Annotated in this window: 13 protein-coding genes; 9 read left to right on the top strand and 4 right to left on the bottom strand. The window is 62.0% G+C overall.

Translation table 11 applies throughout. The annotated features are described in order from the left end of the window. Nucleotides 1-96 precede the first annotated feature (96 nt). Nucleotides 97-774 carry a nitroreductase gene (locus VFB05_RS25335; protein WP_325017476.1) on the top strand — a complete coding sequence of 226 codons (678 nt, stop codon included), beginning with the start codon at nt 97-99 and terminating at the stop codon, nt 772-774. A gap of 31 nt (nt 775-805) precedes the next feature. Here VFB05_RS25335 and VFB05_RS25330 read toward each other — a convergent pair whose 3' ends face one another. Next, complete coding sequence (locus VFB05_RS25330; RefSeq protein WP_325017474.1) at nt 806-1,087, bottom strand: hypothetical protein; 282 nt, start codon at nt 1,085-1,087, stop codon at nt 806-808. A 296-nt stretch (nt 1,088-1,383) separates the two neighbouring features. On the opposite strand from VFB05_RS25330, the gene VFB05_RS25325 reads away from it, so the two are divergent. Beyond that, nucleotides 1,384-2,043, top strand: a complete 660-nt coding sequence (locus VFB05_RS25325; protein WP_325017472.1) for a hypothetical protein — start codon at nt 1,384-1,386, stop codon at nt 2,041-2,043. A gap of 80 nt (nt 2,044-2,123) precedes the next feature. Here the strand turns inward: VFB05_RS25325 and VFB05_RS25320 are convergent, their stop codons facing one another. Next, a complete protein-coding gene (locus VFB05_RS25320) occupies nt 2,124-2,975 on the bottom strand; it encodes an SDR family NAD(P)-dependent oxidoreductase (RefSeq protein ID WP_325017470.1) in 852 nt (283 codons plus the stop codon). Between the two features lie 1,174 nt (nt 2,976-4,149). Here VFB05_RS25320 and VFB05_RS25315 point away from each other — a divergent pair. The 3 genes from VFB05_RS25315 to VFB05_RS25305 all read left to right on the top strand — a co-directional run bounded on the left by VFB05_RS25315 (nt 4,150) and on the right by VFB05_RS25305 (nt 6,399). After that, nucleotides 4,150-4,950, top strand: a complete 801-nt coding sequence (locus tag VFB05_RS25315) for a UDP-2,3-diacylglucosamine diphosphatase (RefSeq protein ID WP_414643320.1) — start codon at nt 4,150-4,152, stop codon at nt 4,948-4,950. A 120-nt stretch (nt 4,951-5,070) separates the two neighbouring features. Beyond that, nucleotides 5,071-6,039, top strand: a complete 969-nt coding sequence (locus tag VFB05_RS25310) for a threonine/serine dehydratase (RefSeq protein WP_414643319.1) — start codon at nt 5,071-5,073, stop codon at nt 6,037-6,039. A 60-nt stretch (nt 6,040-6,099) separates the two neighbouring features. Beyond that, the gene (locus VFB05_RS25305; RefSeq protein ID WP_325017464.1) at nt 6,100-6,399 is read left to right on the top strand and encodes an EthD family reductase; all 300 of its coding nucleotides are present in this window, start codon (nt 6,100-6,102) and stop codon (nt 6,397-6,399) included. A 70-nt stretch (nt 6,400-6,469) separates the two neighbouring features. Here VFB05_RS25305 and VFB05_RS25300 read toward each other — a convergent pair whose 3' ends face one another. Next, nucleotides 6,470-7,789 (bottom strand): hypothetical protein, encoded by a 1,320-nt coding sequence (locus VFB05_RS25300; protein WP_325017462.1) that lies wholly within the window; start codon nt 7,787-7,789, stop codon nt 6,470-6,472. Between the two features lie 171 nt (nt 7,790-7,960). Here VFB05_RS25300 and VFB05_RS25295 point away from each other — a divergent pair, with 171 nt between their 5' ends. Then, nucleotides 7,961-9,160, top strand: coding sequence for an MFS transporter (locus tag VFB05_RS25295; RefSeq protein ID WP_325017460.1), 1,200 nt, complete (start codon nt 7,961-7,963; stop codon nt 9,158-9,160). Here VFB05_RS25295 and dgcA read toward each other — a convergent pair. Then, nucleotides 9,130-10,125 carry an N-acetyl-D-Glu racemase DgcA gene (dgcA, locus tag VFB05_RS25290; protein WP_325017458.1) on the bottom strand — a complete coding sequence of 332 codons (996 nt, stop codon included), beginning with the start codon at nt 10,123-10,125 and terminating at the stop codon, nt 9,130-9,132. The genes VFB05_RS25295 and dgcA overlap by 31 nt on opposite strands. Before the next feature lie 282 nt (nt 10,126-10,407). Here dgcA and VFB05_RS25285 point away from each other — a divergent pair, with 282 nt between their 5' ends. The 3 genes from VFB05_RS25285 to VFB05_RS25275 all read left to right on the top strand — a co-directional run bounded on the left by VFB05_RS25285 (nt 10,408) and on the right by VFB05_RS25275 (nt 13,328). After that, the gene (locus VFB05_RS25285) at nt 10,408-11,541 is read left to right on the top strand and encodes an ABC transporter permease (RefSeq protein ID WP_325017456.1); all 1,134 of its coding nucleotides are present in this window, start codon (nt 10,408-10,410) and stop codon (nt 11,539-11,541) included. Between the two features lie 2 nt (nt 11,542-11,543). Next, nucleotides 11,544-12,374: an ABC transporter ATP-binding protein gene (locus tag VFB05_RS25280; RefSeq protein ID WP_414643318.1), complete on the top strand. Its 831-nt coding sequence runs from the start codon at nt 11,544-11,546 to the stop codon at nt 12,372-12,374. A gap of 81 nt (nt 12,375-12,455) precedes the next feature. Then, nucleotides 12,456-13,328: an MlaD family protein gene (locus VFB05_RS25275; protein WP_325017454.1), complete on the top strand. Its 873-nt coding sequence runs from the start codon at nt 12,456-12,458 to the stop codon at nt 13,326-13,328. The last annotated feature ends 39 nt before the right edge of the window (nt 13,329-13,367 follow it).

Genomic DNA, 13,367 nt, shown 5'->3' with positions numbered 1-13,367 from the left:
CGCTCCTTTCAGCTGCGATCTCTTCGAAACCCTATGGACATAGCCAAAGCTGTGAGAGAGAACGCAGTCCTCATGCCAATTCGGGAAGTACAAAAGATGAAGTTCGATGACGTCATTCTCGGCCGGCGAAGCATTCGCGGTTACAAGCCCGATCCGGTCCCGCAGGAATTGATCCGGGAAATCCTGGCGCTGGCGATGCGCGCGCCGTCTTCGATGAATACCCAGCCCTGGAATTTCTATGTCATCACCGGCGCCCCGCTGGATCGCATTCGCCGGGGTAACACCGAGCGCAATCTGGCAGGCGTGCCGCACTCGCGCGAGTTTCGAATTGGCCAGCCATTCGAGGGGGTGCATCGCGAACGCCAGATCGGCGTCGCAAAGCAATTGTTCAGCGCCATGGAAATCGCGCGCGATGACAAGGAGCGTCGGCAGGACTGGGTCATGCGCGGCTTTCGTCAGTTTGATGCGCCCGTGTGTGTGATCGTCACCTATGATCGCGTGCTCGCGTCCAGCGACGATACCGCGTTCGACTGCGGCGCGGTGGCGACCGCGCTCGTTAACGCAGCATGGTCGCGGGGGCTTGGCGCCGTCATCAACAGCCAGGGGATCATGCAATCCCCCGTGGTGCGCGAGCATGCCGGGATCGCGGACGATCAGGTGATCATGAAAAGCATCGCGCTGGGCTGGCCGGACGAGAGCTTCCCGGCAAATGCCGTCATATCCGAGCGCAAGTCCGTCGACGACGCGACGACCTTTGTGGGATTCGACCGGTGAAGCCCGGCAGCAAAACCACGCAGCATTCGCCTCATCGCTTTGTGTTTCGACGCTCCGCTTCCTGTTCGATCAGTGACTGACCGGCTGCGATGCGCTCAGGGTCATCGAGGGCTCTGTCCAGTTTGAACACGCGCCGCAGAATCAGGATTGAAAATAGTCCGCCGCACACCAGCACGGCCGCGAGTTCGTAAGCACTCAGCCTGTCCGCCAAAAAGAGTAAACTGGAGGGGACACCCAAAGCGGCCGCGACAAGGCAATCGACCACCCGCGCACTGACGGCTTTCGAGGACACTTCTGGCTCCGCTTCCTGCATGATCCGCCACTCCCTCTTCTCAGATGCAGGCTACCACGGACGCGGCAAACGAATTCAACCTCTGCAAAAAGTGAACCGGGCGCGGCGGAGCGGTCGGCCGGTGCTTCCGCTCCATCACGCCCGCGGAAAAGCGCGAAGCCCGTCCTCGCGCTAGACCGACCGGCATTTGCCAATGCAGCGAGATGGTATGAAGTTTTGATGCCTGTTCGCCTGGCTGATTTTCCGCGTCGTTTGGCCCAATGGTTGTATTCGGTAAGCTGCACCTGCTAGGATTGAGAGCGGTTGCGGGAGGCACAATGACGATGAAGCGTACCATTCTTCTGGCGGTCTGGCTCGCGGTAGTCGTTTCAATGACTTCTGCTCGGGCACAAAGCGGGGACGTTCTAAGACCGGAGGATGGTTTGCCGGTCGACGAACACATCGCTCGAGAGCTGCAAGACCATCGAGGTGTGGTGATCGTTGACGCGATCCTCAGCACACCAAAGATCGGTGGGGGTGTCACGCGTTGTGTCTTTCCTGTAGTCACTCTCGGCCAAACTCTCGACAAGGACGCGCCGACAAAAACGATCAGGGCCAGCGTGATCGGAGGAGGAAAGCTAGCGGCGTTTGGCGGGATTACCTCACTTCCTCCAGGCGAGTACCTTTTGCTGAGCATAAGGTGCAACAATACAAATGAAGGGTATGGTGGCCCTCATGCCAAATTCCAGGTTCGCGCTGGGGAGATCGTCGACATCGGCGCGCTTCGGCTTGATCACGAAGGCGGCGGGCTCTTTTCGAACGCCGGAAAGATGCGCCGGTCGGTGGCAGACATAAGTCCCGAGGTCGTGGCTTTTCTGAAGGAACGTGCGCCCCGGGCCATGACCCACATGGTTAGACGTCCCATGACTATGCTGGGTCCGCCTGATTCCGTGACCCGCACTAGCGTTCGGCGGTGTAGTATCATCGGATGCCTTTGATAAGATCGCGATCCCCGGATCGGGTTTCGGCCGTGGGTCAGCGGCGCCGAGATTGCAACCAATCACGCATTTGGCCGCGCTCAATGTCTCGGCTGTCGCCCGCGGATACGGTCGAAGCCCTGCTTTATGGCGGCGAAGCGCTCATCGACCAAGGGCTCGAACTCGGTGTCGGTGAAAATGTACGGCCAGTCATTTTCAATGCCTTCTCGAACCAATTCGCCGACATAGAGCGGATCGATGCCGTTGGATACCCGCTCCTGAAATAGTTTGATGAGATCGGCGACCGGTCCTTCTGTCGGGAGTGGTCCAAGAGTGCTGACGAACCCCGGAGGGGCATTTCGGAGCGAGTTCGTGATTTGGGTGCGAACAAAACCCGGACACAGAACGGATACTCCGATCGCGCGCGGCGCGAGAGTGACGCGCAGTGCCTCGGAGAGCGCGACGACGCCATATTTGCTCACATTGTACGACGGAGCCACTCCCCCTGAAATCAGTCCGGCGATGGACGCGGTGGAGACGATCTGTCCTCCCTCGCCGTGCGCTTCGATGAGCGGGCCAAAAATCTCGATGCCCCAGATCACCGACATCAGATTGACGCCCAGAGCCCAATTCCAACCCGCGTCGGACCAGCGGCCGTAATAGCCGGCACCGCCAACCCCCGCATTGTTGACCAGAATATGCATCTTGCCGTATCGCGCGATGGTGGCGTCAGCAGCAAGCTGAAGCTCCGCCTTGACCGAGACGTCTGCTCTTACACCGTCAACATCGGCGTTCGTGAGTTTCAGGGTCGCCACCGCCTTGGCCAGCGTCTCATCCTCAATGTCGCATAACATGACCTTCACCCCGGCCTGCGACAGCGCAGTGGCGATGCCCAGTCCGATACCCGATGCGGCGCCTGTGACGAACGCGGTCTTTCCAGACAGGTCTTTCATAAACGTGTCCTTGCGCTTCTATTTGGCCGGAGCCGCTATTGTTTCATTCGGTCGGTTGCCTGGCAATGATGCTCTCCTTCTCAGTTGAACCACTGTTGGGGCAGAGGTCTCCCCAGCGGCAAACATAGGTCGCTTATGGGCCATTTTCAGACTTCGAGACGGCCGCCGGTGAAGTCCGTTGATCGCGCAACGCCTGAGATGCGATTGCTGCCATGATTGGAGCGAGGTGTTGCGCAGGATCAGATATTCTCGGAGCCAAAGCAGAGTTCGCGTCAGGAGAACTCGGCAGCTCCAACGGTCATTTCTGATTTTCCGAAATTGTGCTTGACCGCGGGGTAGAAGCAGCAATAGAAGCGAATCATCCCGCCTTGCTCAGAGGGGCGTTGGCCATCGTCACGAACGTTGGGCGGGATGCGATGGACGCGGAAGCGTCGCGAGACGAGCGACTCTGATGCGGACGGCAAAGTCGTGTGGTCCTGACATCTCGACGCTGATGTCAAGTTGGCGACAATGCTTGCGCATTGCGCTGGTGACGGCGGCAACAAAGCCCGATCGCCGGGGAGAGCGCGAAGGACACCGTTAAAACCATCGCGCAGGGAAGGCCGGATCGTTCCGGTGAACCTGTGGTGACTACGCTTGTGTGCTTTTTTATTTTGCACACAAGGCTGCGGGTGCATTGGGCATCCGGCTTTCCCTGCGCCCTCCATCTGGAGTGGCTCAATTCTGTGCAGAGCTCGGGCGAATTCGCGTCGCGAGAATAAGGTCGCGTGTTCACAACACGGTCGTCCCTGCGAAAGCAGGGACCCCCGCGTGAGCGTAGCTCATCGCGACGCCGTGTCGTGTGTATTGAAAGATGCGGTCCAACAGCTTCGGGCCACAATGAAGGCCTGCGGTTATGGGTCCCTGCGTGCGCAGGGACGACGATGAGGTGGCGGAGTGGCTGATCTTTGTGAACAACTCGGACGCGTTGTGTCGCGAGAAGGGTGAGTTTGCGGCTGACGCTGTTAACCATTCATGCATCACTGGGAACCTCTCCGACGTCGCCTGTTTGTCGCAAGCGCCTGTTATCGCGAGTCTTAATGAGCGGCGTTCGATTCGTGCCGTGTGCGCGGGGTGCGTCCATTCATCGAAGTGTCATCTGAATCTGTTAGGCGCGCGCATGGCAAGTGACCAGATGAGTGAAGAACAGCCGGAGCGGCGTTTTCGCACCCTGTTTATCTCCGACGTGCATCTCGGCGCACGGGGTTCACAGGCCGATAAACTCTTGGATTTTCTCCGTGTCCACGATGCCGATACGATCTATCTCGTCGGCGATATCGTCGACGGCTGGGCGCTGAAGTCGAGCTGGCACTGGCCGCAATCGCACAACGACTTCGTGCAGAAGATGCTGCGCAAGGCGCGCAAGGGCGCCAAGGTCATCTACGTTCCCGGCAATCACGACGAGTTTCTGCGCCGATATTACGGCACGCATTTCGGCGGCATCGATGTGGTCGAGAACGCGGTGCATGTCGGGGCCGATGGCAAGCGCTATCTCGTCATCCACGGCGATATCTTCGACCTCGTGGTGCAGAACGCGCGCTGGCTCGCCCATCTCGGCGACCGCGCCTACGATTTCGCGATCCAGATGAACCGGCTCGTGAACTTCTTCCGCCGCATGTTCGGCGTCGGCTATTGGTCGCTGTCGCAATGGGCCAAGCAGAAGGTCAAGAAAGCGGTGAACTATATCGGCGCGTTCGAGGATGCGCTGGTCGCCGAGGCGCGCCGCCACAACGCCGACGGCGTGATCTGCGGCCACATTCATTATGCGGTGATCCGTGACGAGCAGGGGATCCGCTACATGAACTGCGGCGACTGGGTCGAGAGCTGCACGGCGCTGGTCGAGCACGAAGACGGCCGCTTTGAAATCATCGCCTGGACCGATCTCGCGCCCCGGCAGCTTCCCGTTCCGTCCGTGGCGGCCCGCGCCGCGGCCTAGCCCGGCCCACCGGTCGAGACGCGCGCGCCTCTTTTTCTTGCATGACCGAACGCCGGCTGCACCCTTGCCGTCGCGGCGCGACAGGCGTTTAATCGCCCCATGAACGAACCGTTGTCCCACATGCCCGTCAGTTCCGCCGATGTCGACGCCGCGGCCAGCGTGATTGCGCCATTTGCCGTGCGCACGCCGCTGTTGTCGCCGGCTGTGCTCTGCGAAATTGTCGGCGCCAAGGTTTTTCTCAAGCCCGAGGTCCTGCAACGGACCGGCTCGTTCAAGTTCCGCGGCGCTTTCAACAAGTTGTCGTCGATTCCGCAAGACGCGCGCCAGGGCGGTGTGGTGGCGTTTTCCTCCGGCAATCACGCGCAGGGCGTGGCCGCGGCGGCAAAGATCCTCAACATGCCCGCCACCATCGTGATGCCGGTGGATTCCCCTCTGTCCAAGCGCGAGCGGACCAAATCCTACGGCGCCGAGGTGGTGCTTTACGATCGCGACCGCGAGGACCGCGAAGCGATCGCGCGCGAGATCGCAGGCAAGCGCGGCGCGACGCTGGTGCCTCCGTACGACGATCCCAAGGTGATCGCGGGGCAAGGCACCGTGGGACGGGAAATCTGCGAGGACCTCGCGAACCTCGGCATTGCGCCCGACATTGTGGTGGCGCCGGTTTCCGGCGGCGGCCTGATTGCGGGTGTTGCGACCGCCGTGAAGGCGCGCTTCCCGCAAGCGATGGTGATATCGGCCGAGCCCGAGAATTTCGACGATCACGCCCGCTCGCTTCGCGCGGGAAAACGCGAGCGGCACAAGGCCGCAGGCCGCAGCATTTGCGATTCGCTGATGGCGGCGATTCCCGGCGAACTCACCTTTGCCATCAACGGCAAATTGCTCGCCAAAGGCGTCACCGCGTCGGAAGCGGAAGTCGGCGCAGCGGTCGCCTTTGCCTACCGCGAACTCAAGCTCGTGGTCGAGCCCGGCGGCGCGGTTGGCCTTGCTGCACTTCTCGCCGGCCATATCGAGGCGCGCGGCAAGACTGTCGTGATCGTGTTGTCCGGCGGCAATGTGGATGCGGATTTGTACGCGCGGCTGATCGCCTAACGTTTTCCTTAATCGTCCTCAAAAGAGGATGGATCAGAAACAAAAACCGGGAGGAATTTCATGCATCGGCTGCTCGTGCTCTACAACGAACCCAAGGACCCCGCGCATTTCAAGAAGTACTATGTCGAGACGCATGTGCCGCTCGCGCACAAGCTGCCCGGCGCCAAGAACCCCCGTTATTCGTTCGACGTCAAACCGCTCGGGCCCGGCAAGGGGTATTTCTGCATCTTCGAGGCCGACTTCGACAGCGAAGCTGCGTTGATGAGCGCGCTGGGCTCGAACGAAGGCAAGGCGGTCGCGGGCGACGTGCCGAACTACGCCTCCGGCGGCGTCACCATGGTGCATTTCCCGGTGAAGTGAGCGAGCATAGCGTTTTCAAGCGAAGTGGGTACCGTTTCGCGTGAAGAAAACGCGTCAAAAATAAAGGGCCTTACGAAAAGAACGCGATCTTCTCGTTCTGGCTCATGCGGCGGATCGGGGCCAGCGGATCGGGCGCTGTGCTGCGCGGCCGCGGCACGATTCCGTTTGCAAGCAGGCTCGAACCGAGCGATGGCGCGGGCGCAGGTGGCGGCTCCGGTTCACTTTGAAGAGGCTCGGGTTCGGGCTGAAGCGGCGTGACGGCCGGCAATGCCGTAGCGACGACTGGCGCTTCAGCCGCATGGCCCGTGTCCGAAGCAAAGGTGACGTCGATCTCCCAGGACGGCACACTCACCGGCATCTTGTCGGCTTGTGGCGTGTCGGCCTGGTGCTCGCGGACTTGATCGCCGCGGACTTGGCTCGCTTGAACATGGCCCGCGCTGATTTGGTTCTCTCGAGTCTGGCTCTCCTGGATCTGCCGCTCGTAGACTTCGGCATCTTCGAGCTTCGGTTCGTAGGCCTCGTCCGTGTCGAACGCAGCCATTTCCATCGCCACCATGTCGAGCACGGCGTCGTCATTGGCGTCGAAGCCATCGTGCGATGTGCTCACCGCCTCGGCCACCGCCATCGCAGTCTCAACGGCGACAGCTGGATCGACGGCAGCTTTGCTCTCTACCTTGGCTTCGGTCTCGGCATCCGAGGCGACCGGCGACGCCTGCATCGCCGGCACGTTCGCGGCGGGCTCATCAACCCTGATCTCGACTTCAGCCTCAGCCGGTCGCGCTTCCGCCGCCGGTGCTCCGTTCATCGCTTCCGGCGGCTTCGCTTCCGGCGGCGGCGCTGCCACCGTGTCATCCGCATCAAAAGCTGCGATTTTCCCTTCGATCCGATCGAAAGCACCGCTCAAGGTGCTGGCGAGATCGGACGGGCTCAGCTTTCCGGCAGCTCCCTCGATGGCGGCGACTTGCTGGTCGATCAGGTCGCAAATCCGGCCGTCAGCGCCGATTTCGCGCAAGCGCCAGGCAATCTCCCGGATGACGCGCGCGCCCTTGCGCACCGGCGCCAGGTTTTGCTCGAGCGCCAGATCGCCGACGGCTGCCTGTGCGGCGCCTCGCGCCTCAGCCAACGCCGTGCGAAACGACGTCAAGGCTTCATCGAGCAGGGGATCGCGCACCGGCTTTTTTTGCGCCGCTGCCAGCGTGTCCTCGATCCGCGCCACGGCATCCAGCACCATTTTGGTGTCGGCGTTGCGGTTGCGCTTGGCATATTCGCCGAGGAACCAGCGCCCGCGCGAGGTCTCCATGAACGCCTCTTTGATGGCGTCATAGTCCTGCTCGCTCGGCTGGACCGGGCGCGCGGCGATCGGGGACAGGGCGAATATTTCGTCGGCCATGGCTAATTCATCCGCGCCAACGTTTGCGCGCGTATGACCCCGGAAAATGGGAACCGGCTTTCCGAAAAAATCATGTTCAGACAATAGTCCCGGGCACGATAGTGATTCGACTTAAACCATCGCTTTAACTCTAACGATCACCACGATATCGCGCGAATCGCAATTGAATTGATGCCGGCCGAATCACAAATCCCCATCGCATCGCAGAGCCTGTCGCGGCGCTTCGCGGTCCGCCTGGCGCTGTTCTATGCCGCGATCTTCGGACTGACCGGCTGCCAGCTGCCGTTCTTTCCGGTCTGGCTTAAGGCCGTCGGGATCGACGCGGCCTGGATCGGCATCATCTCGGCGGTCCCCGCGCTGACGCGGTTTACCGTCCTGCCTGTCGTGACGGGTCTTGCGGAGCGCCATGCCGCCGTGCGGGGCGCCATGATCGCGACCGCCTTCGCCACAACGCTCGGCTTTGCCGTGATCGGCACCCAGCACTTGCCGGTCGCGGTATTCGTCGCCTATGTGCTGACTTCCGCGGTCTGGACGCCGACCATTCCACTGACGGACGCCTATGCCTTGCGCGGCGTGGTGCAATTGGGTCTCGACTATGGACCGGTGCGATTATGGGGCTCGGCCGCCTTCATCATCGGCGCGCTTGGCTGCGGATGGCTTGCCGGCCTGATCGCGGCGGAGCATCTGATCTGGATCATCGTGGCGGCCGCCGCGCTCGGCGCCTTGATCGGTCTCGGCTTGCAGCCATTGGACGCGCGCAAGACGAAAACGCCGACGGAACACGGTACAGCCGCGTCACTGCGTGGTCCCGCTTTTCTGGCGATCATCGTCACTGCTGCGCTGATTCAAGGCAGTCACTCCGTCTACTACGTGTTTGGCTCCATCACGTGGCAGCTCGCAGGGCTCGATAGCCTGACGATTGCGGTCCTCTGGGCGATCGGGGTTGTGGCCGAGATCGTGGTCTTTGCGTTGTCGCCGCGATTTGCGCTGCAACCATCGACGCTGGTGATGCTCGGTGGGTTGGGGGCGGTGGCGCGCTGGCTGATCACGGCGCAGGAGCCACCGGTCGCAATCCTTGCCGTTGTCCAGCTTGCGCATGGTCTGAGTTTCGGGCTGACGCAGGTCGGCACCATGGGGCTGATGGTGCGGCACGTGCCGCTGCCGGTCGTCACGCGCGCGCAAGGTTATCTGGCGGCGTCGAGCGGCATTGTTTCTTCAGGCGCCTCGATCGTCTCGGGTCTGATCTACACCCGTTACGGCCTCGGCGCCTATTATGCGATGGCCGCGATGGCGCTCGCAGGCGCGCTCATCATGTGGGCCGCGCGTCGCTCGCTTCAGGCTCACCCCCAGAGCGCAGGCTCGGGTGGATAAATCAGACTGCCGTCGTAGCGCAGGCCGCCGTCGCGGTCTCGCGCCAGCAAAAGCGGGCCGTCGAGATCGACAAAGCGGGCCTGCTGCGCAATCAGCATCGCGGGCGCCATCGCAAGTGACGTCGCCACCATGCAGCCGATCATGATGTCAAACCCTTGCACGGTTGCCGCATCCGCCATCGCGAGCGCCTCCGTCAGTCCGCCGGTCTTGTCGAGCTTGATATTGACGGCGTCGTAGCGTCCGCGAAGGCCGGACAAGGAAGCACGATCGTGCACGCTTTCGTCGGCGCAGACCGCAATCGGCCGCTTGATCCGCGACAACGCCGCATCCTTGCCCGCCGGCAAGGGTTGTTCGACCAGCGTGACGCCGGCTGCCGCGCAAGCCGCGAGATTTTGCTCGAGATTGGCTTCGGTCCAGGCCTCGTTGGCGTCGACGATCAGTTCGGAGTCGGGCGCGGCCTTGCGAACGGCTGCAATCCTCATATCATCGCCGTCGCCGCCGAGCTTGATCTTGAGCAGCGGTCGGTGCGCGGCTTTCGCGGTCGCCGCGGCCATCGCCTCCGGCGTTCCCAGTGAAATCGTAAAGGCGGTGACGCGAGGAAGGGGAACAGCACGACCCATCAGGTCCCAGATACGCTGGCCATGTTGTTTGGCCTCGAAGTCGAGCAGGGCGCAATCGAGCGCATTGCGGGCGGCCGATGCCGGCATCGCGGATTGCAAGGCCTGCCGATCAAGGCCGCGGGCGATGGCATTCGTCATGCCAAGAATGGCCGCAAGCGTCGCTTCCGGCGTCTCGCCGTAGCGAGGATAGGGTACGCATTCGCCGCGGCCAGTGACTTCGCCGTGGCGGATTTCTGCGACCACCACCACCGCTTCGGTCTTGGCGCCGCGGCTGATCGTGAAGTTGCCTTCGATCGGCCAACGCTCGATTCTCGCCTCAAGCGTTGGCACTTTCTCGGAAGTCATTTTAATATCTAGCCGTTTTTCTGAACCGCCGGGCCGCATTGTGTTACACAAGTTTACCAAATCGCGCCCGAATTTCCCTCTTCAAGTGATATCTGAACACCAGCGCCGCCTATTTGAAGTTCCTGCAGACAAGCGGCTAAATCGGTTCAGGAACTTCAAATAGATAAGCGGCACTGGCATCAACAAGTTTGCTAGTGCCCATGCCTTTCCGAAGTTCGTGAAAGGTGGATGCTGAGACGGGGCACGAACTTCGGAAAGTGGGCACTAGGAGGAGCTGGAACCGTGAACGGCGACCCGACATTGGAGCGTATCGCAAAGGGAGGCGGGCTCGCGCTGTGCGCGGCCGGTCCCTGGACCGCGCGCTTTGCCTCCGAGCTCGAGCAGATGGTTGCCGATGCCGAACGGCTGAAGGGAAAGGCGGCGAACGTCTTCATCGATGTCTCGCAGATCTCCAAGCTCGACACCTTCGGCGCCTGGTTGATCGAGCGGCTGCGCCGCAGTCTGACCCAGGGCGGCATCGAGGCCAAGATCGCGGGCCTGTCCGCGGACTATTCCACGCTCGTCGAGGAGGTCCGCCGCGTAAAAGCCTTTCCGGCGGCCGACGTCACCAACGTGACCATCACCGGGATGCTGGATCAGGTCGGTCGCACCATGGCCGGCGCCGGCGGCACGCTTCTCAGCCTCATTGACATGCTGGGCGCGGTGCTGGCCGCAAGCTGGCACGTCTTCACCCATCCTAGATCCTTCCGCCTGACCTCGACCATCCATCACATGGAGCAGGTGTGCTGGCGCGCGGTGCCGATCGTCGTTCTCATCACCTTCCTGATCGGCTGCATCATCTCCCAGCAAGGTATCTTCCACTTCCGCAGGTTCGGCGCCGACATCTTCGTGGTCGACATGCTGGGCGTCTTGGTATTGCGCGAGATCGGCGTGCTCTTGGTCGCGATCATGGTCGCGGGACGCTCGGGCAGCGCCTACACCGCCGAACTCGGCTCGATGAAGATGCGTGAGGAAATCGACGCGCTGCGCACCATGGGTTTCGACCCGATCGAGGTTCTGATCCTGCCGCGGATGCTGGCGCTGGTGCTGGCGCTGCCGATCCTGGCGTTTCTTGGCGCGATTGCCGCCCTTTACGGCGGCGGGCTCGTCGCCTGGCTCTATGGCGGGGTTGATCCGGAAGCGTTTTTGCTCAGGCTGCGCGACGCGATCTCGATCGATCACTTCACGGTCGGCCTGATCAAGGCGCCGGTCATGGCGGCGGTGATCGGCATCGTCGCCTGTGTCGAGGGATTGGCCGTGCAGGGCAGCGCAGAGTCTCTTGGACAGCACACGACGTCGTCGGTCGTGAAAGGCATCTTCTTTGTGATCGTGATGGACGGCGTGTTCGCGATCTTCTTTGCCTCGATCGGGATGTGACGATGACGATCGAGGTGCAGAGCAAGGTTCAGAGCCAGGGTCCCGCGCAGGGTTCGAGCCAGGTGACGATCGCGAAACAGGACGCGATCATCCGCGTGCGCGATATCTCCGTGCAGTTCGGCAAGACCAAGGTGCTCGACGGGCTCGACCTCGACGTCAAGCGCGGCGAGATCCTGGGCTTTGTCGGGCCTTCCGGCGCCGGCAAATCCGTGCTGACGCGCACCATCATTGGCCTCGTGCCGAAAGTCTCCGGACGCATCGAGGTGTTCGGGGTCGATCTCGATGCCGCCAGCAATTCGGAGCGCCGCGCGGTCGAGCGGCGCTGGGGCATCCTGTTTCAGCAGGGCGCGCTGTTTTCCTCGCTGACCGTGCGTCAGAATATCCAGTTCCCGGTGCGCGAATATCTCGACGTCACCCAGCGCCTGCTCGACGAGATCACCATCGCCAAGCTCGGCATGGTCGGATTGCGCCCCGAGGTTGCCGATCGTTTCCCGTCGGAGCTGTCCGGCGGCATGATCAAGCGTGTGGCGCTGGCCCGCGCGCTGGCGCTCGATCCGGAGCTGGTCTTTCTGGACGAGCCGACCTCGGGCCTCGATCCGATCGGCGCCGGCGACTTCGACGAGCTGGTCAGAACCCTCCAGCGGACTTTGGGCCTGACCGTTTTCATGGTAACTCACGATCTCGACAGCCTTTATACGGCGTGCGACCGGATTGCCGTTTTAGGGAACGGTAAGATCATTGCCGCAGGATCGATGGCCGACATGCAGGCCTCGCAGCACCCCTGGCTCCGGGCCTACTTCCACGGCAAACGCGCCCGCGCGGTCATGGGTTAGTTCTTCGGGATAGTTCGCGAACGCATTTTTGCCTCTTCTTGTGGTTTTCAAGCTCGTTTGGTCGGTTTCGGAGTTTAGGTAATGGAGACGCGGGCGAATTACGTGCTGATCGGATCGTTCACGCTTGCCGTGATCGCCGCCGCATTCGGATTCGTGCTGTGGTTCCAGAGCCTGCACACCACCAAGCTGCGCAGCCCGATGAACGTGATTTTCGAGGGGCCCGCCGCGGGCTTGCGCAACGGCGGCAGCGTCAATTTCAACGGTATCAGGGTAGGCGAGGTCATCTCGGTGAAGCTCGACAATCCGCGCCGGGTGGTTGCGCGCGTCATGATCGAAAACAACGCGCCGATCCGCAAGGACACCATCGTCGGGCTTGAGTTTCAGGGACTGACCGGCGTCGCCGCCATTTCGCTGAAGGGCGGCGACGAGAATGCCCCGCCCGTTCCGCTTGGCGATGACGGCATACCCGTCCTGACCGCCGACCCCAACGCGCTCCAGGATGTGACGGAAGCGATCCGCGGCACGCTTCAGAACATCAACCGGGTGGTCGCTGACAATCAGCTGGCGGTGAAGAATTCGCTGCATAACCTCGAGACCTTCACCGCGTCGCTGTCGCGCAACGCCCAAAAGATCGACGACGTCATGGCCAAGGTCGACGGCGTCATGGGCAAGGCCGACAGTCTGATGCTTGGGCTCAATCACCTGGCCGGCGGCAAGGATGGCGGCGAACTGTTCCTGACTGTGCAATCGATCCGTGAACTGGCTGAGGATTTCGACAAACGATCCGGCGCCCTGATGGCGGATGGCCGCCGCACGCTCGCCGATATCAGTCGCGCCGTGAACAATCTCGACCGCAATCCGACGCGGCTGTTGTTCGGCGCGAGCAGTTCGACCTCGCCCGCCGCCGCCTCGGCCTCGACGCCCACGCCGCCACCGCCGCGCAGAGCCCAATAGCGATCCAGTTGGCATGTCGAGCCCCGATACTCGACCGCC

The organism is Bradyrhizobium sp. (assembly GCF_035652035.1).
Taxonomy (GTDB): Bacteria; Pseudomonadota; Alphaproteobacteria; order Rhizobiales; family Xanthobacteraceae; genus Bradyrhizobium.
This window is presented reverse-complemented; position numbering and strand designations above follow the sequence as displayed.

What these genes read in the sequence shown, in the direction of transcription:
- VFB05_RS25335 (WP_325017476.1), top strand. Translation starts at nt 97, where the DNA reads ATGAAGTTCGATGACGTCATTCTCGGCCGGCGAAGCATTCGCGGTTAC.
- VFB05_RS25330 (WP_325017474.1), bottom strand. Translation starts at nt 1,087, where the DNA reads ATGCAGGAAGCGGAGCCAGAAGTGTCCTCGAAAGCCGTCAGTGCGCGG.
- VFB05_RS25325 (WP_325017472.1), top strand. Translation starts at nt 1,384, where the DNA reads ATGACGATGAAGCGTACCATTCTTCTGGCGGTCTGGCTCGCGGTAGTC.
- VFB05_RS25320 (WP_325017470.1), bottom strand. Translation starts at nt 2,975, where the DNA reads ATGAAAGACCTGTCTGGAAAGACCGCGTTCGTCACAGGCGCCGCATCG.
- VFB05_RS25315 (WP_414643320.1), top strand. Translation starts at nt 4,150, where the DNA reads ATGAGTGAAGAACAGCCGGAGCGGCGTTTTCGCACCCTGTTTATCTCC.
- VFB05_RS25310 (WP_414643319.1), top strand. Translation starts at nt 5,071, where the DNA reads ATGCCCGTCAGTTCCGCCGATGTCGACGCCGCGGCCAGCGTGATTGCG.
- VFB05_RS25305 (WP_325017464.1), top strand. Translation starts at nt 6,100, where the DNA reads ATGCATCGGCTGCTCGTGCTCTACAACGAACCCAAGGACCCCGCGCAT.
- VFB05_RS25300 (WP_325017462.1), bottom strand. Translation starts at nt 7,789, where the DNA reads ATGGCCGACGAAATATTCGCCCTGTCCCCGATCGCCGCGCGCCCGGTC.
- VFB05_RS25295 (WP_325017460.1), top strand. Translation starts at nt 7,961, where the DNA reads ATGCCGGCCGAATCACAAATCCCCATCGCATCGCAGAGCCTGTCGCGG.
- dgcA (WP_325017458.1), bottom strand. Translation starts at nt 10,125, where the DNA reads ATGACTTCCGAGAAAGTGCCAACGCTTGAGGCGAGAATCGAGCGTTGG.
- VFB05_RS25280 (WP_414643318.1), top strand. Translation starts at nt 11,544, where the DNA reads ATGACGATCGAGGTGCAGAGCAAGGTTCAGAGCCAGGGTCCCGCGCAG.
- VFB05_RS25275 (WP_325017454.1), top strand. Translation starts at nt 12,456, where the DNA reads ATGGAGACGCGGGCGAATTACGTGCTGATCGGATCGTTCACGCTTGCC.